The 22,861-nt window shown below is 59.2% G+C and carries 18 protein-coding genes; 1 reads left to right on the forward strand and 17 read right to left on the reverse strand.

Annotation, left to right across the window (positions count from 1 at the left end):
• Position 1: 1 nt before the first annotated feature.
• The 14 genes from greA to ACO9S2_RS02440 form a co-directional block, all read right to left on the reverse strand.
• Positions 2-481: a transcription elongation factor GreA gene (gene greA / locus ACO9S2_RS02375; protein ID WP_423720222.1), complete on the reverse strand. Its 480-nt coding sequence runs from the start codon at positions 479-481 to the stop codon at positions 2-4.
• Positions 482-504: 23 nt separating this feature from the next.
• Positions 505-3,771, reverse strand: a complete 3,267-nt coding sequence (carB, locus tag ACO9S2_RS02380) for a carbamoyl-phosphate synthase large subunit (protein WP_423720223.1) — start codon at positions 3,769-3,771, stop codon at positions 505-507.
• 18 nt (positions 3,772-3,789) lie between these two features.
• A complete protein-coding gene (locus ACO9S2_RS02385) occupies positions 3,790-4,755 on the reverse strand; it encodes a M48 family metallopeptidase (RefSeq protein ID WP_423720224.1) in 966 nt (321 codons plus the stop codon).
• A 78-nt stretch (positions 4,756-4,833) separates the two neighbouring features.
• Positions 4,834-5,787: a signal peptide peptidase SppA gene (sppA, locus tag ACO9S2_RS02390; RefSeq protein WP_423720225.1), complete on the reverse strand. Its 954-nt coding sequence runs from the start codon at positions 5,785-5,787 to the stop codon at positions 4,834-4,836.
• Positions 5,780-6,958, reverse strand: coding sequence for a glutamine-hydrolyzing carbamoyl-phosphate synthase small subunit (gene carA, locus ACO9S2_RS02395; RefSeq protein ID WP_423720226.1), 1,179 nt, complete (start codon positions 6,956-6,958; stop codon positions 5,780-5,782). Before carA ends, sppA begins: the two co-directional genes overlap by 8 nt.
• Complete coding sequence (locus tag ACO9S2_RS02400; protein ID WP_423720227.1) at positions 6,955-7,479, reverse strand: DUF4149 domain-containing protein; 525 nt, start codon at positions 7,477-7,479, stop codon at positions 6,955-6,957. Before ACO9S2_RS02400 ends, carA begins: the two co-directional genes overlap by 4 nt.
• Positions 7,480-7,482: 3 nt before the next feature.
• Positions 7,483-8,772, reverse strand: a complete 1,290-nt coding sequence (locus tag ACO9S2_RS02405) for a dihydroorotase (protein ID WP_423720228.1) — start codon at positions 8,770-8,772, stop codon at positions 7,483-7,485.
• 3 nt (positions 8,773-8,775) lie between these two features.
• Positions 8,776-9,696, reverse strand: a complete 921-nt coding sequence (locus tag ACO9S2_RS02410) for an aspartate carbamoyltransferase catalytic subunit (RefSeq protein WP_423720229.1) — start codon at positions 9,694-9,696, stop codon at positions 8,776-8,778.
• A 157-nt stretch (positions 9,697-9,853) separates the two neighbouring features.
• Positions 9,854-10,408 carry a bifunctional pyr operon transcriptional regulator/uracil phosphoribosyltransferase PyrR gene (pyrR, locus tag ACO9S2_RS02415; RefSeq protein WP_423720230.1) on the reverse strand — a complete coding sequence of 185 codons (555 nt, stop codon included), beginning with the start codon at positions 10,406-10,408 and terminating at the stop codon, positions 9,854-9,856.
• Between the two features lie 440 nt (positions 10,409-10,848).
• Positions 10,849-11,541: a hypothetical protein gene (locus ACO9S2_RS02420; RefSeq protein ID WP_423720231.1), complete on the reverse strand. Its 693-nt coding sequence runs from the start codon at positions 11,539-11,541 to the stop codon at positions 10,849-10,851.
• A gap of 41 nt (positions 11,542-11,582) precedes the next feature.
• On the reverse strand, positions 11,583-13,373 hold the full coding sequence (locus tag ACO9S2_RS02425; protein WP_423720232.1) for a hypothetical protein: 1,791 nt from the start codon (positions 13,371-13,373) through the stop codon (positions 11,583-11,585).
• Complete coding sequence (locus ACO9S2_RS02430) at positions 13,374-14,708, reverse strand: glutamate-5-semialdehyde dehydrogenase (RefSeq protein WP_423720233.1); 1,335 nt, start codon at positions 14,706-14,708, stop codon at positions 13,374-13,376. It lies immediately after the preceding gene.
• A 130-nt stretch (positions 14,709-14,838) separates the two neighbouring features.
• Positions 14,839-15,846 (reverse strand): UDP-glucuronic acid decarboxylase family protein, encoded by a 1,008-nt coding sequence (locus ACO9S2_RS02435; RefSeq protein ID WP_423720234.1) that lies wholly within the window; start codon positions 15,844-15,846, stop codon positions 14,839-14,841.
• A 235-nt stretch (positions 15,847-16,081) separates the two neighbouring features.
• The gene (locus ACO9S2_RS02440; protein WP_423720235.1) at positions 16,082-17,377 is read right to left on the reverse strand and encodes a nucleotide sugar dehydrogenase; all 1,296 of its coding nucleotides are present in this window, start codon (positions 17,375-17,377) and stop codon (positions 16,082-16,084) included.
• Between the two features lie 354 nt (positions 17,378-17,731).
• Here ACO9S2_RS02440 and ACO9S2_RS02445 point away from each other — a divergent pair, with 354 nt between their 5' ends.
• Complete coding sequence (locus ACO9S2_RS02445; protein ID WP_423720236.1) at positions 17,732-19,894, forward strand: tetratricopeptide repeat protein; 2,163 nt, start codon at positions 17,732-17,734, stop codon at positions 19,892-19,894.
• A 36-nt stretch (positions 19,895-19,930) separates the two neighbouring features.
• On the opposite strand, the gene ACO9S2_RS02450 is transcribed toward ACO9S2_RS02445, so the two are convergent.
• The 3 genes from ACO9S2_RS02450 to ACO9S2_RS02460 all read right to left on the reverse strand — a co-directional run bounded on the left by ACO9S2_RS02450 (position 19,931) and on the right by ACO9S2_RS02460 (position 22,654).
• Positions 19,931-20,923, reverse strand: coding sequence for a M48 family metalloprotease (locus ACO9S2_RS02450; protein WP_423720237.1), 993 nt, complete (start codon positions 20,921-20,923; stop codon positions 19,931-19,933).
• 104 nt (positions 20,924-21,027) lie between these two features.
• Positions 21,028-21,624, reverse strand: a complete 597-nt coding sequence (locus ACO9S2_RS02455) for a PEP-CTERM sorting domain-containing protein (protein ID WP_423720238.1) — start codon at positions 21,622-21,624, stop codon at positions 21,028-21,030.
• Between the two features lie 433 nt (positions 21,625-22,057).
• Entirely contained in the window at positions 22,058-22,654 is a 597-nt protein-coding gene (locus ACO9S2_RS02460; RefSeq protein ID WP_423720239.1) for a PEP-CTERM sorting domain-containing protein, read from the reverse strand.
• Positions 22,655-22,861: the final 207 nt, after the last annotated feature.

A 22,861-nucleotide genomic window follows, 5' to 3' on the forward strand; every position in this document is an offset into this window, starting at 1 on the left:
GTCACAATTCCTCGAACTTGATCTCCACGACTTCGTATTCGACCATCTTCACCGGCGTCTTCACTTCCACAAAGTCACCGACGCGCTTCCCGATCAACGCACGGCCCACCGGCGACTGGATGGAAATCTTGTTGAACTTCATGTCGGCTTCGTCCTGCCCCACCAGCGTATATTGCTTCTTGGATTGCGATTCCTGCTCGACCACGAGCACCGTGGCCCCGAACACCACCGTCTCGGTCGTCCGGCCGGCGGTAATCTCGACCACCCGCGCGTCGGCCAGCTTCGATTCGATCTCGATGATGCGCGACTCGATAAAGCCCTGCCGCTCTTTGGCCGCGTCGTATTCGGCATTCTCGCTCAAATCACCGTGGGCGCGCGCTTCGGCAATCGCTTCGATCACATTGGGCCGCTCGACTTTCCGCAAGCGATCCAACTCCGCCTTGAGCGCCTCAAATCCCTTTTTCGTAATCGGTGTGGGCATGGTCTGTGTGTGCTCCTCCCAAGCTAGCGCCGATGATATTCCTGTAATGACCTGATCGACAATTCCTTCTTCGCCAGGGCCTCAATCCCCATCACCGCCGCCAAGGCTCCCCGCATGGTCGTGAAATAGGGGACCCCCTTCTGGAGGGCCTCGCGGCGGATCGATAGCGAATCGGTATGGGCCGACGCCGTGCTCACCGTATTCACCACCAGGGCGACCATCCCGTTCTTGATGTGGTCGACGACATGCGGGCGTCCTTCTTTGACCTTATGAACGACTTCAACGTCCACCCCTTGTTCCTTCAGGAACAAGGCCGTTCCGCTCGTCGCCTGGATTTGAAACCCCAGCTTCCGCAAACGCGTGGCCACATCCCAGGCTGCCGGACGATCGGTATCCTTCACGCTGATGAACGCGGTCCCGCTTTTCGGCAGGCTCGACCCCGCCCCCGCCTGAGACTTGGCAAAGGCCCAGCCGAAATCGCTGTCGATGCCCATGACCTCCCCGGTGGACTTCATTTCCGGGCCAAGGAGCACATCGACCCCCGGAAACTTGTTGAACGGAAAGACCGCTTCCTTGACCGACAAATGCTCCGGCTGCGGCGCCGTCGTGAATCCCAATTCGGGCAGGGCTTTCCCGAGCATCACTTTCATCGCCAGCTTGGCCAGCGGGACGCCGATCGCTTTGCTGACGAACGGCACCGTGCGCGACCCGCGCGGATTCACTTCAAGGACATAGACGGCCTTGCCCTTCACCGCAAACTGGGCATTCATCAACCCCACCACCCCCAGTTCGATGGCCAAGGCTTTCATCTGCCGTTCGATCTCGGCGACGAGGTGCTTATCCAGGGTATAAGGCGGCAGGGAACAGGCAGAATCGCCGGAATGCACGCCCGCTTCTTCGATATGTTCCATGATGCCGGCCACCACCACCGTCTTGCCGTCCGAAATGGCATCGGCATCGATTTCGATCGCGTCCGCAAGATACTTATCGATCAAGACCGGATGCTTCGGCGAGGCCTTGACCGCCGAACGCATGTATTCCAACAACCCGCTTTCATCATAGACAATCTGCATCGACCGGCCGCCCAGCACATAGGAGGGCCGCACCATGACCGGGTAACTGATCTTTCCGGCAATCTGGACGGCCTCCTCGACCGAACGGGCCATGCCGCTGTCGGCCTGACGCAGTCCCAGCTTATCCAATAAGTCGCGGAACCGTTCGCGGTCCTCCGCCCGATCGATCGCGTCCGGACTCGTGCCCAGAATCTTTACTCCGGCCTTGAACAACGGCAACGCCAGCTTCAGCGGCGTCTGCCCGCCGAATTGTAAGACCACGCCGATCGGCTGCTCACGATGGACGATGTTCAGCACATCCTCTTCCGTCAACGGCTCAAAGTACAGGCGATCGGAGGTGTCATAGTCGGTGCTGACGGTTTCGGGATTGCAGTTGACCATGATCGTCTCGACACCTTCGTCGCGCAGCGCCATCGCCGCATGCACACAACAGTAGTCGAACTCGATCCCCTGCCCGATCCGGTTCGGGCCGCCTCCTAGGATCACGACCTTCTTCCGGTCGGACGGGCGCGATTCGCACTCGCTGCCGTAAGTCGAATAGAGATACGGGGTGTGCGCCTCAAACTCCGCCGCGCAGGTATCCACGCGCTTGTAGGTAACCCCGCGGGAACCTGCTCCGGCCTGCCCCGAACCCATCCGGGCCTTACGGACGACCGATGCCTCGACCCCGAGCAACTGGCCGATCCGGTCATCTGAAAACCCCCACTCCTTGGCCTCCCACAACAGGCCCCCGGCCAAAGCCTCAGACGCCTGACCTGCCTGTCCGAGCAGCCGCTGTTCAAAGCCGATCAGATCGCGGATCTGCTCGAGAAACCAGGGATCGATCTTGGTGATGGCAAAGAGTTCCTCATTCGTCAGCCCAAGCCGGATCCCGTCAGCGAGATACCAGAGCCGTTCAGGCAACGGGGTCTTCAGGGTTCTCCGGATCTTTTCCAACGCCTCAACACGATTGAAATCCGCAGGAATGCCCCGATCGATCCCCAAGCGGGACGCCAACCCGTTGAGGTCCAGCTCAAGCGAGCGGATCGCTTTCTGGAGCGATTCCTTGAAGGTTCTGCCGATGGCCATCACCTCACCCACCGATTTCATTTGCGTAGTCAGCGTGGGATCGGCGCCTTTGAATTTCTGGAAGGCGAAACGCGGGATCTTGACCACCACATAATCGATCGTCGGCTCGAAGGAGGCTTTCGTCACACCCGTGATGTCGTTGGTGATTTCATCCAGCGTATAGCCCACCGCCAGCTTCGCGGCAATTTTGGCAATCGGGAATCCCGTCGCCTTCGAAGCCAGCGCCGAACTCCGCGACACACGCGGATTCATCTCAATGATGATCATCTCCCCGTTGTCGGGGTTCAAGCCGAACTGAATGTTGGAGCCGCCCGTGTCGACGCCGATTTCGCGAATGATCCGCAAGGCCGCATCGCGCATGCGTTGATACTCTTTGTCGGTCAGGGTCATGGCCGGCGCCACGGTAATGCTGTCTCCCGTGTGCACGCCCATCGGATCGAGATTTTCAATCGGGCAGATAATGACCACGTTGTCCTTGAGATCGCGCATGACCTCAAGTTCGTATTCTTTCCAGCCGATCAACGACCGCTCAATCAACACCTGACTGACCGGACTCATCGCCAACGCCCAGTCGATCAGCTTTTCGAATTCTTCCCGGTTGTAGGCAATGTTGCCGCCGGTGCCGCCCATCGTAAAGGACGGACGGATGATGGCGGGGAACCCGACTTTCTCCAGAATCCTGGTCGCCTCGTCGCGAGTGTGCGCGGTGCCGCTCTCCGGGACTTTCAACCCGATTCGTTCCATCGCCTGTTTAAAGGCTTCCCGGTCTTCGGCCTTATGGATGGCCTCCGCCGACGCCCCGATCAATTTGACACCGTACTTTTCCAGCACCCCGCGTTTCACCAGCCCCATGGTGGCATTCAGCGCCGTCTGCCCCCCCATGGTCGGAAGCAACGCGTCGGGCCGCTCCCGCTCAATGACTTTCTCAACCACATCCAGCGTAATCGGCTCGACATAAGTCCGGTCGGCCAGTTCCGGATCGGTCATGATGGTCGCGGGATTGCTGTTGATGAGGATGACCTTGAACCCTTCTTCCCGCAGGGCCTTGCAGGCTTGCGTGCCGGAATAATCGAATTCACAGGCCTGTCCGATCACGATCGGACCGGAGCCAATCAACAGGATCGATGTGATGTCTGTACGTCTGGGCATGAATCCTCTCGTTGAAAACTAACTGGTTCCCGGCATCGGTCCGATCAATGGCCGAAAGGGCGCGGGCGGCGGCGGAGTCGTGGCGGCGCCATGGTAATGCTGCAGGGCCTCGGGAAGCCACGCTTCGATCTGATTGATGCGCGTGGCATCCGATGGATGCGTGGAGAGAAACTCCGGGATCGCCTGCTGCGCACGGAAGCAGACCTTCCCGATCATCTGCCGCGGACAGCCGCTCATCCGTTCCCAGAACGGCACCGCTTCCCGGGGATCGTACCCCGCTTCGGCCATCAAGCGCAGACCGATATAGTCAGCCTCCGACTCCTGCTTCCGGTTGAACGGCAACGACACGTTCATCCCATAGGCGCCCAGCACTCCCGCCACCGCCCCGCCGCTCCCATGTCCGCCCACCGCCGCGCCGATCGCGCCGAGTTGCGCGATTTGATCGACGATGCTGCGGCTCATCCGTTCGACGCCATGCCGCTGGAGGGCATGCGCCACTTCGTGCCCCATGACGGTGGCCAATCCGGCCTCGTTCTTGGTGTGTTTCAGAATACCGGTGAACACCGCCACCTTGCCGCCGGGAAGCGCAAACGCGTTCACCATCTTGTCGTCCTGAATGACGGCAAACTCCCACTGATACTCAGGCTTCTTGGCCGCCGTGGCAATCCGTTGCCCGACCCGCTGCACCAGTTCATTGATTTCCGCATTTTCGCTGAGCCTGGCCTGCCGCAACACTTCCCGGTAGGCCTGCAGCCCGTACTCCATTTCCTTCTCCTCCGAGAAGAAAATCAGCTGATCGCGCGCCGTCCCCGGAGCCCGATAACACCCGGTGAGCGACGACAACACACTCAGGGCCGTGCAGGCTCCCAAGGCCGTATAGATTCCGGCCACTCCCCGCGCCCCGAGCGCCAGCATGGCACGGCGACTGACGGAAGCCGTGAAGAATTTGGCGATCTGGCGATCTGGCGAATGTGTGGTTGACATACGGGACACACAAGAAAATAAGTTATTCGATCATCCATTCACCAAATCACTACACCGCCCAGTCATCCATTCCATCCGTCACGGCATCCACAGATACATGAACTGCGGTGTCCCGCCCCGGACAAACGACATCAGGTCGAGATTGCCGAGACTGGTCAACGGACCGGGCGCCACCAGCTTCGAGTACACGTTGTTCGAATACTCACCGGGCCGCCTGTACATCACCACCCGGGCTTGCGTCAGCCCCGCTTGCTTCTTCGCCAGATCAACCGCGTCTTCCAGGTAGCCGATCTCGTCGACCAGGCCGGCCTCCTTCGCCTGCTCCCCGGTATAAATCCGTCCATCGGCCAGCTTCTTGATCTGCTCCATCTGGAGCTGCGGGCGGCCTTCCTGCACGACGCTCAAAAAGCGCTGATAGAAGGAATCGATCAGGCCCTGGAAGATGGCCCGTTCTTCCGTCGTCATCGTCCGGAACGGCGAACCCATGTCCTTGCGGGGGCCCGACGTCACCGCCGTCGCTTCAAGGCCCACTTTCTCCAGCAACCCGCGCGCATTGACCGTCAGCATGATCACGCCGATGCTGCCCGTGACGGAGGAGGGATGCGCCAACACGGAATCCGCTGCCGCCGCGATATAGTAGCCCCCCGATGCGCCCACGTCCATGATCGACGCGACGATGGGAATCTTCCGGGAGGCTTTGAACATCTTGAGCTCGTGGTGGATGATATCCGACGCCGTCACCGTCCCGCCCGGCGTATTGATACGGAGCACGACGGCCCGCACCTTCTCGTCCTGCATGGCCCTCGTCAGCTGCTCTTTGACGCTCGCGATGAGACTGGGAGTCGGCACGAGCCCGTCCCCGTCCTGGGAACTGATCATCCCGGAGATCTCGATGAGCAACACCTTCGCCTCTCCCTTGCCGCTGACCTGCGTTTCCTGGAGAGGCCCAGGACCGGGGAACAAGGGAAAGTTGAAGGTGCACCCGGAGAGCAGCAGCCCGATCGACAACACAATCAGAAGCCGGCTATGCATGATGTTTCTCCATTAATTGGACGAATTCCTCAAAGAGATAGGCCGAGTCGTGCGGACCGGGCGACGCTTCCGGATGGTACTGCACCGAGAACACCGGCTGATCGAGGCAGGCCATCCCTTCAATCGAGTGATCATTCAGGCTGACGTGCGTGATGGACACCTTGCCGAGCTTCGTGTCCACCGTCAGCGGGCGGTCGGGCACACCACTGAGCCGGGCGGGAATCTGAACCGCGAAATTGTGATTCTGGGAGGTGATCTCCACCTTTCTCGTCCGGAGATCGATCACCGGATGATTCGATCCATGATGCCCGAATTTGAGCTTGTAGGTCTTGAGGCCGAACGCCAACCCGAGAATTTGATGACCCAGGCAGATGCCGAAGATCGGATAGCGGCCGATCAGCGCCCGCACCGCGTCCATCGCGTAAGGCACACCCTCCGGATCACCGGGGCCGTTCGAAAGGAACACCCCGTCAGGCTTCAAGGCCGCGACCTCAGCCGCCGATGTCGAAGCCGGCACCACCGTCACCTCGCAGCCCACATCCACCAGACGCCGCAAGATGTTCTCTTTCACGCCGAAATCATACGCCACCACCCGCCGGGACTTGCGCGTAGCCGATTGAGGGGCGTTCATGCCGGCATCGGGCGCCCATTCACCGGAATCACTCGTCCATGCATACGACCGCGTTGACGTCACCTCCGCCACCAGATCGCGCCCGACAATGCCGGGAGCGGTCTTGGCTTTCTGCACCGCCCGCGCAGGATCCAGCTCCAGATGTGTGATCACGCCCTGCTGCGACCCATGCTCGCGCAGATGCCGGGTCAAGGCCCGCGTATCCAACCCCTCGATTGCCACCACCTTGGCCTTCGCCAAATAATCCTGGATCAGCCCCTTGCTGCGCCAGTTGCTGGCCAGCCGGCTGGCCTCCATTACCACAAACCCTTCCGCCCAGATCTTCCGCGACTCGATATCCTCCGGCGTCACCCCGTAGTTGCCGATGTGGGGACTCGTCATCGTAATGATCTGCCCCTTGTACGACGGATCCGTGAGCACCTCCTGATAACCGGTCATGGCGGTATTGAACACGACTTCGCCGACCGTTTCGCCTTCGTAGCCGAGCGCGCGCCCTTCGAAGACCGTGCCGTCCGCCAATGCCAAGAGCGCCTTTTTCATGCCTGCCCCTTACCCAGTCGAAGTGTGTGGTTGACCCGGATCCCCATGAGCACAATCCCTAAACACAAATTCACCATGTACAGAGCCCGCACCGGCATATGAATCTTAAAAAACGCGGCAAAGGCCGCCTTCCTCGCCGCTTCATCCTTGATCGCGAACGCCGAGGCCTGCAGCGCGGCGGCTTGAGGGTGCAAGACCCCGATGATGATCCCCGCAATCAGCACCATCGTACCAAGCACAACCATCTCAGCGACAGTCGGCCGCGCGACCGGATGCCGGACCCAGTAACGCCAGCCCAGACCGGCCACGAGCACCGCCATCGCGCCCAGCACGACGCGATTGAATCCCTCAAAGGCTCTCGTGAGGAAAAATCCCCCGGAATCCTGTCCTCCGAACGTGTTAAACACGGCGGGAATCACCGCTGCCACAAGAATCACCAATCCGCCCACCCATAGTCCCAAGGCCAGCCACTCGAGCGTCAGACAGATTCGTGAGGTCCAGAGAAAGGCACGGCCCTCCATCCGTCACGCCAGGTCCGCAGCGGCAGACTCAAACACGACTCGTCCGCCGACAATCGTCGTCTTCACCCGCCCCTTCACTTTCCATCCGGCAAAGGGGGTATTCCGGCTCTTCGACTTGAACTTGCCGGGATCGACCTGCCACTGTTCGTTGGGATCGACGATCGCCACATCCGCATCGGCGCCGACCGCCAGGGTTCCCTTCTTCAGCCCGAACGCCACGGCGGGAGCCCTGGTCAATTTGTCCACCGCCTGCTCCAAGGTCAGCACGCCTTCCTCCACCAGTGCCAGCGTGAGGGGAAGCGCGGTTTCCAGCCCCACAATCCCGAACGGCGCCTCGGTGAAATCCTGCTGCTTCTCCTGCGTCGCATGCGGCGCATGGTCGGTGGCAATGACGTCGATCGTGCCGTCGCGCAGACCCTCTTTGATCGCCTGCACATCCTCACCGGTCCTGAGCGGAGGATTCATTTTGGCCAGAGTATTGTAACCTCGCACCACGTCCTCCGTCAGCGTGAAATGATGCGGACAGGCTTCCGCCGTCACCTTGATGCCGCGCGCCTTCGCTTCACGCACCATGCGCACCGACCCGGCCGTGCTGATATGGGCCAGGTGCAGCCGCGCGCCGGTCAGTTCGGACAAGGACAGATTCCGCGCCACCATCACGTCTTCCGCCGCGGCAGGAATGCCGGGTAAGCCCAGCTCGGTGGAGATCATCCCTTCGTTCATGCAGCCGCCCTCAGCCAGATGAAGATCCTCGCAGTGATCCACCACCGTCAGGTCGAAAGCCAGCGCATATTCCATCGCCCGCCGCATCACGAGGCTGTTCATCACCGGTTTGCCGTCGTCCGAAATCGCCACGCAGCCGGACCGTCGCAGGTCGCCGATCTCGGCCAGTTCCTTCCCCTCCGAGCCTTTGGTAATGGCCCCGATCGGCAGCACATTGGCCAGACCCGCCGTCCGCGCCCGATCCAGCATGAACTCCGTCACGGCCTGATTGTCGTTGACCGGCTTGGTGTTCGGCATTGCGCAGACCGTCGTGAATCCGCCCGCTACCGCCGACGCGCTGCCGCTTTGGATCGTTTCCTTGTACTCAAATCCCGGCTCCCGAAAATGGACGTGCAAATCCACAAAGCCGGGCAGCACAAGAAGCCCCTTGGCTTCGATCGTTGTGCATCCGGCCGGAGCCTGAAGTGTTGCACCGACCGCCACGATCTTGCCCTGGTCGATCAACACATCCGCCACACCGTTCACACACCCGGGATCGATGACCTGTCCGCCCTTAATCAAGATCGCCACGATTTAGCTTGCTCCAGACATTAAATATAAGACGCCCATACGAACTGCCACGCCGTTCGTCACCTGATCCAGAATCACCGACGACAAGCTATCCGCCACATCCGGCGCAATCTCCACGCCACGATTAATCGGCCCCGGATGCATGATGATCGCTTTCGGATCTGCCAGCTTCACCCGTTCCGCCGTGAGCCCGTACAGCCGCGCATATTCCCGAATGGTCGGGAACAGCGCTTTCCCCTGCCGCTCCAACTGCAGCCGCAGCATCATGATCACCTGCACATCCCGCAAACCCTCGTCGAGATGGTGGAACACTTTCACGCCCAGCTTCTCGATCCCGAACGGGATCATCGTGGGCGGGCCCACGACCCGCACCTCGGCGCCGAGTTTCGTCAGGGCCAAAATGTTCGAGCGGGCCACCCGGCTGTGCGCCACGTCGCCGACAATCGCCACCCGCAACCCCTCGAACGACAACCCCCGCTCGCGAATCGTGTAGAGATCGAGCAACCCCTGCGTCGGATGCTCGTGCCAGCCGTCGCCGGCATTGATCACCGATGACTTCACCCCGCGGGCCAGGGTTTCGGCGGCACCGGCCGAAGAATGGCGCAGCACGATGATATCCGCCTGCATCGCCTCGATATTCCGCGCCGTATCAAGCAGGGTTTCGCCTTTGACGACGCTGCTCGACGAAGGGGAAAAATTGATGACGTCCGCGCTCAGTCGCTTGGCGGCCAATTCGAACGAGGTCCGTGTTCTCGTGCTCGGCTCGAAGAACAGATTGACGACAGTCCGTCCGCGAAGCGCCGGCACCTTCTTGATCTCGCGGCCGCTCACTTCCTTGAAGGAATCCGCCGTCTCCAGAATGAGCGTAATCTCGTCCACCGACAGGGACGCCAGACTGAGAAGATGTTTGTGCTTGAGGCTCATGGCAACCTCCGCTCACATTCCGATAACATGCACGCACCCCTTTCAGGATGCTCAACATGGCCATCCAGCAAGGCCGCAGGGATTCCGGCGACCGAGACGTCCTCTCTGAAGCACGTCGCAGGAAGACGGAAACCGAGAACGCCGCTGGCGGACATTTTCAACATGCTGCCTTGAGAATAACCACCCGGTCATCCTCGCCCAATTCTTCCAACAACACCTGCACATTTTCTTCGCGTGAAGTCGGAAGATTCTTCCCGATATAGGTCGCCTTGATCGGCAATTGCCGGTGGCCGCGATCCACGAGCACCGCCAGCTGGATTTCCGCCGGACGCCCCAGATCCATCAACCCGTCCATCGCCGCGCGAATCGTGCGCCCCGTAAACAGCACATCATCCACCAGCACGATGATCTTGTCCGACACATCGAACGGCACCGATGTCGTGCGTAACACCGGCTGTTCCTTCCGCAGGGACAAGTCGTCGCGGTAAAGCGTGATGTCGAGGTCCCCGATCGGCACCGGCACCTGTTCGATATCCTGAATCCGCTTCGCCAACCGGTGCGCGAGATGCACCCCGCCCGTTCTGATCCCGACGAGCGCCAGATCCTGTACGCCTTTGTTGCGCTCCAGGATTTCATGGGCAATACGCGTCAGCGCCCTGCCCATATCTCCGGCATCCATGATCAACCGCTCGTTCTGCTTGTCACCGTTCACTTTCGGCGCTCCACCTACTGGATTTCCCCCGCCCATCGCCCATCACCTCTCACGCATGCCGAGGGCATAAAAAAACCCTCTCGCCGTGGCCGGCAAGAAGGTTGGGTTGTCTGAACCGGCCATGGCCGGAAATTGCGTTCATCTTGGCTCCTTGCTCACCTCGCAGGATGAGCGTTAAAGGTGTTGGTCATCTTACTGATGGGCCAGAGGGCTGTCAAGGCTAGGATTCAGGAGTCCCGCAGGGGATCCCCTCGTCCATCAACTCTTTAGCTCTTTGTAGGACGCCGGCGGACTGGGGAGGTTGTTCAGATTGATGACGACTTTGCGGACCTTGTCGGAGGCCAGCAAGGCCTGAAGCCCCATGCGCGCGTCAAGGGCGTGCTGAACCAATACCTGTTTCGGTCTCTCCAGCAGACTCTGGAGATGGAGGCAGGAAAAGGCTAGGGGTGCTTGATCTCTTCGAGGGCGAATTGCTTCGGGAGCAGAACAGGGAGCACCAATCCGATCGGATCACCGCGCTTGATGGCCGTGGGCTTGTGGAGTTGGAGGAGAAAATTCGCGGTGAAGGCTTCGTAGTCCGGCAGCCACTCATACTGGTTCGGTGTCCGCTTGTACTCCTGCGTCTTAATCCCCTCCCAGATGCTGAAGGTCCGATCGGGGAGATGGTAGAAGGGGTTGGGGAGATCCTTCATCATCAGGCCGACATGTTTGGGATAGTAGAAGCGAATCCCGCAGCAGAGTTTGGGATAGCCGCTGTTCAAGATCAGATCAACATACATGCCCGAAAATGTCTTGTAGCCAAGCAGCCGCTCTTCCGGCAGGATCGGCGGGGATTGCCACCGCACCCCGTCGGCCGTCCGGCGCAATTTGATATCCGCCGGGCAGCGGATGAGCCAGCCGTAGCTGCCGACAGTGCGCACCGGCCCGCAGTCGTCCGGCACCACCTTGTACCCGCTGGCGGCCAGCGCCCGCTGCTCGTCCAGCGTCATGTTGTTTAACATGGGGCGATGGGGATTGAAATCGAGCTTGAGCCGTTCCGGCGCAAAGGCGGTGGAGTACTCCCGCTCCCAGTAGATGATGATCTTGTCGCCCGCCTCTTCGGCGGACATCGGTTCTTGGGTCGGCTCGCTCATGTGAATGACAGTAATCGAAGGAGGCTGACCGGTGCAAGAGGCTATGAACGGCGGACGTGAAACATGGTCAGCCCGCTACGTAATTTCGCCTTCGGCAAAATCGTCCTGTGCATGGCAAACGTCGGCAGTCTCTCGACGGCTTCTTCCCAATAAAGATGAAATCCGGCCTTCGCCAGCTCGTCCCCCAGACGCGCAGGGCCGACGAGAAAGGCATGGCCACCGGCCTTGATCCGCTGGGCAAGCATTCGCAGGCGGGCCGCGAGCAGACTCACCCGGTCAAATTCCTCATAGGGAAGCCAGACATAGGCAAGGTCATGGGATGCGCCGACGGGCATCGCCGGGGACAGGCCTGTCGAGAGGATAAACTGTGTCCGCTGGAGCCAGTCCCACCGTTGGAGTTCGGCGCACACGGTCCAGAGATGCTGCGCCTGCTTGAAGGCAAAAGCCGGATGGCAGACAGTGGCGACCACTTCACGAGGACGGTCGAACGGGATACAGGTCGAGATGACGGCGTCGCCGTTCTCGATCAAAATCCGCTCCGCCCGCAGAAGAATCTGGCCGATTTCCCGGTCCTGTTCTGCCAGATCCTGCAGATAGTCGGCGACAAAGGGTTGCGCCGCCAACTCTCCGATCGGCGTTTCATCCTGGGCGTACAAGAGGACAGCCCCGAAGACCTCACCGGGTTGGACGGTCGGAACGCCAGGCACGAACACCGAGCGCCAGTCTACGGGACTGACAGCCGGTGCCCCTTCAGATGCGGATGCCAGAGTCCTGCCGACATCCTGCGGCAGGCTCAGGTCTGCCGTACGATCCCGATCCTTCAACCGAAGACGCCCCTCCACGATCATAGCCGAGCGATCCCAGGCCGCCACCCGCCGCCCCTTGGGACTGACGTAGGACATTCCCGCCGGATCGTCGGCGCAAGTGACCTTCACCAACTGGCCGCCCCGCACCGTCATACAGAAACGCTGGGCTTCGTCGAAATAGCGCAGCGGCCACGTATGTGACGGAAGCCACGTCAACTGATGGGCGCGAGAAGGATCCATGAAGATCGCGACGGGATCTCCCCCACCAGGGGCCTGCGCCGTGAAAAAGCTGCTGAACAGTCCGAACGCCGCTTCAGAGGGATAGGTGGGAATGCCCCGATAGCGCAAGGGCCGCGGGGCCGGCTGGCCCTCGTTCTGATCATCATACAGCCCGCGAATCAATTCGAACGCGGCGGAGCCGGTGCCGGGCAGCAAGGATTTGAAGAGTTCGACCACGGGAAGGAAATCGATCCGGTCCCAATGCATGGCCCCCATGCAGGACATGAAACGGGCTTTGTCGAAAGAGCCATCTTCCAGCACATAAAACGCGTCCTTGCGATGCCGAATGGTCGCCTGGCCGTGCGCGTCGATGACCAGATCCTCATCCCCGTAGAAGAACCGGACTTCTTCGATGGGCACCCGCATCGCCTGCGCCGCCATCTGCCGCAGATCTTCCGCCTTCAGCCGCTGCCAGCCCGGCTTGGTCGCCAGATTGAGCCGCGTCTCATTCACCAGCCCGCCCGGCTTCAGCCCCACCCACCGGCCCCAATCGAGCCGCAAGCGGGCGCGCCGCAAGATTACCGCACCCTTGGCATCCTGCCCCCACTCGCATTCATGAAGCGGGTGCCCCGCCGGATCGGTGGCCAGCATGCGCCGTCCATCCGGTCGATAGAACACGAGCTGGCCCGTCGCCCGGCGGACGACCCGCCCGCCGGCCTGATCGAACCGTTGTGCCAAATCACGATTATCGGGGAATTGGATGGCTCCGGGAAAAGAGAAGGCGGTACGAAGGGGATCGCCAGACATTTACTCGCGGATCTGACCGCTCCCCAGGACCACAAACTTCGAGCAGGTCAGCTCTTCCAACCCCATCGGCCCCCGGGCATGGATGCGGGAGGTGCTGATCCCGATTTCAGCGCCGAGACCGAATTGATAGCCGTCATTGAGCCGCGTCGAGGCGTTCACCAGCACCGCCCCCGCATCGACCTCGCGGAGAAACCGCATGGCCCGCTGATAATCGGTGGTCAGAATCGCTTCGGTGTGTTGGGATCCGTACTTGGCGATGTGCTCCATCGCCTCATCCATGTGCTTCACCACCTTCACCGCCAGGATCAGATCCAGAAATTCCTTGCCGTAATCGTCCTCGGCGGCGGGTTTGGCCTCCGGCAGCAGTTGACAGGTCTTCGGACAGCCGCGCACTTCCACCTTGGCGGCCTGCAGCTTTTCCATCAGACGAGGGAGAAAGGTTCTGGCAATCGATTGATGGACCAGCAGGGTTTCCATCGCATTGCACGTCGACGGCCGCTGGGCCTTGGCGTTCACACAGATCGCTTCGGCCTGCGCCTGGTCGGCGTCCGCATCCACATAAATGTGACAGACGCCGGCATCGTGCTTGACGACCGGAATCGTGGCATGTTCGGCAATCGTCCGCATGAGCGACGGCCCGCCGCGCGGGATGATCACATCGATGTACCGATCCTTTTTCAGCAACACGGGCACCACTTCACGATCAGGCCGCTCCACAAAGGTGATGGCTCCGGGAGGCACGCCGGCCTTCTCCGCCGCTTCCGCCAGCACCGCTGCGATAGCCGTGTTCGAATGAATGGCTTCGCTGCCTCCGCGCAGGACGCAGACATTGCCCGACTTTAGGCAGAGCGCGGCGGAATCGGCCGTGACGTTCGGGCGGGATTCGTAGATGATGCCAATCACGCCGATCGGCACCCGCACACGCCCCACCTGCATGCCGTTCGGCCTGGTCCACATCTTCGACATATCGCCCAACGGATCCGGCAGTTTCGCCACTTCCCTGATACCGGCCGACATCTCCTCAATCCGCTTATCCGTGAGGCGAAGCCGGTCGGCCATCGCCTTTTTCTCCGGTGTTGAGCCAAAGGCCTCGACATCCTTTTCGTTCGCTTCCAGCAGCTGCTCTTTCTTTTCTTCCAGGGCATCGGCCATCGCCTCCAGCGCGCGATTCTTCACCGCCGTGGACAAGGTCGCCAGCCGGCCGGCCGCCTGCTTGGCCCGCATGACCAACTCTTGGACATACTCCGGGATGGGCTGAAGCGGAACCTCTTGAAGATCCTTTGATTCGGCAGAGACTAAGGCCGTGTCGCGCTGCGGTTCGAGATCAGATGACATGCAGTAACCTTCTCTGTGAGATGTTGCGTGGGGGACAGGATACCGTGCGAGTTTGAAGGGGGTCAAGGCACAAACCTGGTCGCCGGCACGCCCAAAGACAGTCTGTGCCGGCCGCAGGCTCCCGCTTCAACTAGGCCAGGACTTTCCGGAAATACTCAATCGTTCTCAGAAGGGCATCCTCGAGCGGAACGTTGGGCTCCCACTGTAGCAGGGTGCGGGCTCGCTGGATGTCAGGCCGCCGCACCTTGGGATCATCGGCCGGCAGCGGGTGGTAGGTAATCTGGCTGGAGGACCGTGTCAGCTCGATCACCAGCTTGGCAATTTCCAGCACCGTCAGCTCGCGAGGGTTGCCGATATTCACCGGATTATGGATGCTTTCACTTGCCTCATCGTCCTGCTTGGCGTGGAGGAACTTGCGGTCTGTGCGTTGCTCGACACTCCTGTCCGACTCGATCATGAGCAAGGCAAGAATCCCCCTCACCAGATCGTCCACGTAACAGAAGCTCCGCGTCTGAGAGCCATCGCCAAAGACGCTCAGCGGCTTGCCCTGTAACGCCTGGACAATGAAATTCGACACGACGCGCCCGTCGTGCGGCCGCATGCGAGGCCCAAAGGTATTAAAAATGCGCACGATCCTGGTATCGACCCCGTGATACCGGTGATAGGCCATCGTGAGCGCCTCGGCAAATCGCTTCGCTTCGTCGTAGACGCCGCGCGGACTGATCGGATTGACGTTACCCCAATACGACTCCGGCTGCGGGTTCACCAGCGGATCGCCATAGACTTCCGAGGTACTGGCCAAGAGCAATCTGGCCCCCTTCGCCTTGGCCAAGCCGAGGGCCTTGTGCGTCCCCAGGGCCCCCACCTTTAGCGTCGCGATCGGCAACTCAAGATAATCCTGCGGACTGGCGGGTGACGCAAAATGCAAAATGGCATCCAGCGGCCCCTCTATGTGGAGGTAGTCGCATACATTGTATTTCATAAAGGAAAACCGTTCGTTCCCCAGCAGGTCCGCCACGTTTTCCACCCGGCCGGTCACAAGATTATCCATGCAGACAACCGTATGGCCTTGCTCAATCAGAGCCTCGCATAAATGGCTGCCTAGAAATCCTGCTCCGCCGGTCACCAGTATTCTCATGAGATTCCTTTCTTCACACGATAGCAGGCGCAACGCCTGTTGCTGGCGCGTACTGTAGGGGAACGGCGGGATTCATGCAACCCGCTTACATGAAGTATTCGTAGTAACTATGGGATAAGAACCATAGGGAGTTCAGGAGGAGAGCCCCTGAGTATCGACGGCCGCGAGCGACCGCGCGCTTGCCGTGAGCCCATGAGCGGGTGAGCGGACAGCGAGAAACGCTGTCCGCATCCGGTTAGAGACGCCAGTACGTGATCGTGCCCGGCACCTTCGCCGGATCGAAGATACTTTTCACATCGATCAGCACGCCGCCTTGCTGACTCCGCAACGGCTTCAGCACTTCATTGAGCCCCATGTCGAGGTAGGCCCGATGCGCGACTGCCACAATCACCCCATCGACATCTTGAATGTCCTTCCAATCGACGAGCGTGATGCCGTATTCATGCTCCGCCTCTTTCGATTCTGCGATCGCATCGTGCACCACCACCTGAATGCCGTATTCGCGAAGCTCAGCGATGATGTCTGGCACCTTGCTGTTGCGCAGGTCGGGAACATTCTCCTTGAACGTCAACCCTAGCACTGCCACCTTGAGATCAGAGACGGGACGCGATACCCGGCCCAACAGCTTCATCGTCTGCTCTGCGACATACTTGCCCATACCGTTGTTGATCCGCCGCCCGGCAAGAATGACTTGCGGATGATAGCCCACGGATTCGGCTTTCGACGTCAGATAGTAAGGGTCGACTCCGATACAATGGCCGCCGACCAGTCCGGGCGCAAACTTCAGAAAGTTCCACTTGGTCCCGGCCGCGTCCAAGACCGATTTGGTGTCGATACCAAGACGATGGAAGATCAACGACAGCTCGTTCATGAGCGCAATGTTCAAATCCCGCTGAGTGTTTTCGATCACTTTGGCCGCTTCGGCGACCTTGATACTGGAAGCCCGATGAATCCCGGCTTTGACGACTTTCCCGTACGTCTCGGCCACAATATCCAGCGATTCTGCATCTTGAGCCGAGACGACCTTCACGATCCTCTCAAGCGTATGCTCTTTGTCTCCCGGATTAATGCGCTCCGGCGAATACCCGACCTTGAAATCCACACCGGCCTTCATCCCCGATTTCTTCTCAAGGATCGGCAGACACACCTCCTCTGTGACGCCGGGGTAGACGGTCGACTCATAGACCACAATCGTCCCGCGCGCCAGATTGGCGCCGATTGTCTCCGAACACATCCGAAGCGCCCGCAAATCAGGCTGCAGTGCTTCATCGATGGGCGTGGGAACCGCCACGATGATGAAATCCGCCGCCTTCAGATCCGCCGGCTCCCAGGTATAGGTAATCCGGGTCTCGGCGAGATCCTTCTCCGACACTTCGCCCGTTCGATCGAGCCCTTTCCTCAACTCCTCGACTTTGACTTGATTGACATCAAACCCGATCACGGGCGCCTGTTTGCCAAACGCCACGGCAATCGGAAGACCGACGTACCCCAACCCAACAACGGCTACTCGACGAGAATTGTCTTGTTTCATAACACTCCCGGGTATTTACAATTAGCCAGAGGCAACAATGGCAGAAGCCAAATTATCCGTCAAGGAAGAGAACCCTTCCCTTCATCCGTTTGGAGGAGGACTCCGGGACCATCACGAAGCGGCGGTTATGCCGCACGAAACTGGAACATCATTGACTCTGCATGTCCCCCGCCCGATAATCCCTCCATCGGCAGGACGCATCGCACACATTCGCAAGGACAATACACCATGTCGGCTTTTTCCAGTCCTCTCCTGAGGCAATCTTGTGCCCTTCTCGTGCTTGCGTGTCTGGGATGCGACGGAATCTCCCCGGAAGCCAAAAAGGCAAAACACCAGGAGCGGGCCGCCACTTACATGGAGAAAGGCCAGCTTCAGGAAGCACTCATTGAATACCGCAATGTAATCCAGGCCGACCCCAACGATGCCGACGCCTACTACCGTATGGCTGTCATTCATTTGAAGCTTGGGGGCCTGATGAATATCCAGAAGGCCTTTGCCGAGCTCAAGCAGTCTCTTGAACTGAACAGCACCAACCGTGACGCCCGGGTCAAACTGGGCGAACTCTATCTCCTGGGAAACGATGCGGCAAAGGCTCGCGAACAGGCCGATATCATTCTGGCGTCGGCACCTCAAGATAAAGACGCGCTGGTCATTCGGGGACGCAGCCTGATCAATGAAAAGCGTTACCAGGACGGGGTGACGGAACTGAAGAAAGCACTCGCCCTAGATCCCAAGAATGCGGGCATCTACCTGGAGCTGTCACGCGCCTATTTCTTGTTAAAGGATCCGGCGGCAGCGGAAGATATCCTGCAGCAGGGCCTGACAGCCAGCCCTGCCTCCACGGAAATCATGATTGCCATGGGAGATTTCCGCCTGGCGACAGGAAAGCCGGATCTCGCAGAGGCCGCGTATCGACAAATTGTCGAAACGGCGCCTGCAAATGAAGAAGCCCAGATGCGTCTCGCCGGTTTCTATCAGCGGACCAACCAGCTAGCCGAAGCTGAAACCACTCTGCAAAAATGGGCGACCGCGTACCCCCAGGACGACAAGCCCCACATCCACTTGGGTGACTTCTATCACTGGCTGGGCAATCGAGACAAGGCCCTCACCAGCTATCGGCACGCCGAAGAACTGAACGCCAATTCCGTGATAGCCCGCGACAAGTTGATCTCACTGTATCTTGATACCGGAAACTTGAGCGAGGCTGAAACCAGGGTCAAAGTGATTCTCGACAAGAATTCCAGCGACCTGGTCGGCCGCTTCTTCAATGCGCGAATTCTCATTGCCAAAGGCAATATCGACGAGGCGATCTCCCAGTTCCAAGCCCTGATCAAAGATGAGCCTCAATTTGCCCCGGCTCATTATTTCCAGGGTGTGGCCTTTCTGAAAAAGCGCCAGCCCTCTCAGGCGCGAGGAGCCTTTACCCAGGCCGTGAAACTCAACCCGACCATGCCGGAGGCCCGCACGTCACTGGCAGAACTGCTCCTGGCCGAAGGCTCGCTGGACCTGGCGCTGGAACATGCTCAGGCCGCTATTCAGCTCAATCCGCGAAACGTCCAGGCCGCAGTCATTGCCGGAGATGTCTATCTCCGCAAAGGCGACTTGGCCAAGAGCAAAAAGGTGTATGAAGCCATCGCCAAGGCGCTTCCGAAGGAACCCCTCGGGCCCTATCGCCTTGGACTTGTGGCCCATGCCGAAAAGAATGACACAAAAGCGCTGGCCTACTTCGAGGAGGCGCTTGCCATAAAGCCGGCAGCCATTGAGCCGGTGACCCAGATCGTGTGGATCAAGATCGCACAGGGCAAGCCGAACGAGGCACGGGAACGGGTAATGCGACAGATTGAAGCAGTTCCAACCAGCCCGTTTCTCCATAATCTGCTTGGCCAGCTTTGGAATGCCGAAAAAGACACGGGGCGGGCTGAAGCGGCCTTCAAGAAAGCCCTCGATCTCGACAACTCTCTTCTCTCGGCCTATATGAACCTGGGGCAAACCTACTTCCAAGCCGGCAAGACGGATCAGGCCGTCAAAGAATACGAAGCCGTCCTTGCCAAGGATCCCCAGGCCATCCAAGCCCATATGATGCTCGGGATCATCCATGCCAACCGAAAAGAGTACGATCAGGCCAAGTCGCGTTATGAAGAAAGCCTCAGGCTCGATCCTAAGTTTGCACCGGCAGCCAATAATTTGGCCTGGCTTCTCGTCGAACAGGGCGGGAACCTCGATGTGGCGCTGAACTATGCCCAAATAGCGCGCGAACAAAAGCCGGATGATCCGTATATCGCCGATACGATGGGATGGCTCTATTACAAAAAGAACGCCTATCTCCTCGCGAGCAGCCTTCTAAAGGAGGCCGTCGAAAAACTACCGAACAACCCCATCGTCCAGTTTCATCTTGGCATGGCGCAATATAAGAATGGAGACCATGCGGCAGCGAAACAATCACTCCAACGCGCCCTCAAGTTAGGTCAGGATTTCGCCGGATCTGAAGAAGCCCGCAAGATCTTGTCGGAGCTTTGAATGCGGTAGTTGGCGTAGACCGCCGAGCAGAGAGGATCAGCGCTTTCCCATCGCCGGCTCAAGCAGCTCGCCTCGAACACGTTTGCCTTCAATCTCCATGACAGTGGCTTCAAATGCGGCCAGCCGCTCATCGGTCGCAGGATGGGATCGCCCCAACGATTGACCGGAGCCGTCTTGCGGAACCTCTATTTCCCGCAGCCTCTGCCACACGCGCCGGACAGCCTGCAAATCGTACCCGGCCCGGGCCATGATATAGGAGCCGATATAATCAGCCTGCGCTTCGAGAGACCGGGGCGGGGCAGAGGAAGGCGCGGCCTCGCCCACAGTGGCACCCAGCAGGGCGTTCAGCATGGCCTGTAACTTGGCCTCTTGAACATGACCCAACACATTGTGGGCAATCTCATGCGCCAGCACACAGGCCAGTTCATCATCCGAACGCACAAACCGCAGCAGTCCCGTCGTCACCCAGATCTGACGCCCATCGGACAGGCCGTTAATCTGATCCGTCTGAAGAACTCGCAGTGAAAATTGGCATGCGGGGACTGCCGCGAGATGCACCAGATGGCGGCGCCCTGATCGCAGGATGTCCAGTTGCAGCGGCTGAATCCGCGCCCGCGTCAGTCGGCGCACCAACCCCGTCACGTCGTCAGCAACAGAGTCCGTCACATTCTGCGTATTGATCTCCACGATGTGATCTCCCGGCCGAAGGTCAGCCGACGCGGCAGGCGACCGGGGGTGGACATGGGAGACGACGACTCCCCTCCCCGCCGCATCCCCCTCGCCGATCATGGACTCCGGCCCGTCTGCGAGGAGAAATCCGTATGTCGGCTCCTGGTCAAACGGGCACCAGTCGGCCGATGTCAGTAAGAGAGGAAACGCCACATCCTGCACACGCGCCAGCATCGAGACGGTATCTCCCTGATCGGGACCAGAACGAACCTCCTGCCGGGGGGAGACACAGGCCGTCAATACAGAGAAGAGGACCAGAGCCGGTCCGGCAAAGAGGCGCGTTGATAGACGAGATGCCATTTCGGGAATGTACCTAGTTCGGAGGGCTGGCCTCAAGACAAAGTGAGAAGGCCAGCCCTCCGGTGAAGGAGGACTGGCCTTCTATTGTCACATTCACGGGAGATTTAAATCTTGGAAGCCTTCCGTCTCCACATCCCGATCCCGGCCAGGCCAGAACCAAGCAAGAGTAAAGACGACGGTTCAGGGACCCCCGCCGTGCGCGTCCCCCAGATCGAAACCTGAGAAATCGAACCAGCGCCAGGCCAGAACCCGCTGAGGTTAATAGTCTCGGTCCCGTTCCAACTACTCAAGTTAAAGAAGTAATAAGTCGGAGCGTGAATCCCGTCCTTGACGGCCAGGTAACAAGAGGGACAGGAAATGGCCAACCCGGTACCGTCAAAAGTAATGGATGCACCAGAGGCATCACTATTAAACTTCGTGGTGTAACTGGTCGCAAAGAGTCCCGTCTCCGAAACAATTGTACCCTGCCCCGCCTTGTAGAGCAGGCTCAACGATCCATCATTCGGCAAACCAAAGGCGCGATACACACAACCTGGCTCACAATTGGCAGGGCCGGTCGCGGGAGTAAGGCTACTCCCGGGAATCACCCCCGATGTACTTGGGGTGATGCCCAACGCATGGGCCGGCCCACCGGCCAACCCGATCCCCAGGGCCGCGACGCCGAACAAGATGTATAACTTCCCAAGCTTCTTTCCCATCATGATGCTGCTCCTTTTTGTTGACCGAGGATTCTTCACAAGGTTCCTGGCCTCGAATACAGCACGGAGCATGCCAATGAGGGGGACTTATCGAAGTTTATGACAAATTGAGCTTATTTGAATATTCTGGATCTGAAACCAGTGGAGACTGTTAAGACGATTGACAGCCTCTCCAGCACAAGGGCTCACTGGGGAGCGCTTCGGCAGGGTCTACTACGTCCCAACGGTGGTCGTCTTGGTAGAGGGTTTACCGTCTTTGCTTATTGCTGAAACTCATTCCCCATACACAGGTGTGTCAAATAACTTTACACAACCTGACCACCAGTTTAACAGTCGGCTGATAGAACTCACGGCGAGGCAGGACGGTGGAAAAACGAGAAGGCCAGCCATCCGGTGAAGGAGGACTGGCCTTCCGGTATCCACACGATTGAGAGAATTAGGCTTTCGCGAACTTCCGTCTCCAGATGCCGATGCCGGCTAACCCGGAACCGAGCAGGAGCAAAGACGACGGTTCTGGCACGCCAGAAGAACTGGCACCCCAGATCGACACATGGGAGATCGAACCAGCGCCAGGCCAGAAACCGCTGAGGTTAATGGTCTCCGTGCCGTTCCAGGTGTTCAGATTGAAGAAATAATAGGTAGGGGCATGATTCCCGTCCTTCACGGCCAGATAGCAGGACGGGCAGGAAATTGAAGAACCTCCTGTAAAGCTAATGGTTCCACCCGAAGCATCAGTAGATGAATTAAATACCGTGCTGTAATTCGCCGCAAAAGTTCCGGTTTCCGATACAGTCGTACCTGGAGTCGCCTTGTACAGCAGGGACAACGAGCCGTCATTTGGCAAGCCAAAGGCGCGATACACACAGCCTGGTTCACAATTCGCTGGGCCGGTTGCCGGAGTTAGAGAACTCCCCAGAACCACCCCCGATGTGGATGGGCTAAGGTCCAATGCATAGGCCGGCGCACCGGCCAACCCGATCGCAAGGACTGCTACTCCCATCAGGAGAGAAAACTTTTTGAGCCTATTCATCATGATTACACTCCCTTGTTTAGCCTACCGCGGCATTCTATTCGAAGGCTTTCTTGCACTCGTACTTAAGCATAAGAAATGCCAGACGGGATAACAATCGCAAACAACTGATATTACTAAACATATTTTCCCTGCTCCTTATCCGATCCCAATGAAACCGTAAGAACTCTTTACAAATGAGCACCACTGGACAGAAACAATCACCACATA

It is taken from the genome of Nitrospira sp. NS4, from assembly GCF_049546785.1.
In the GTDB taxonomy this organism is placed as follows: Bacteria; Nitrospirota; Nitrospiria; order Nitrospirales; family Nitrospiraceae; genus Nitrospira_D.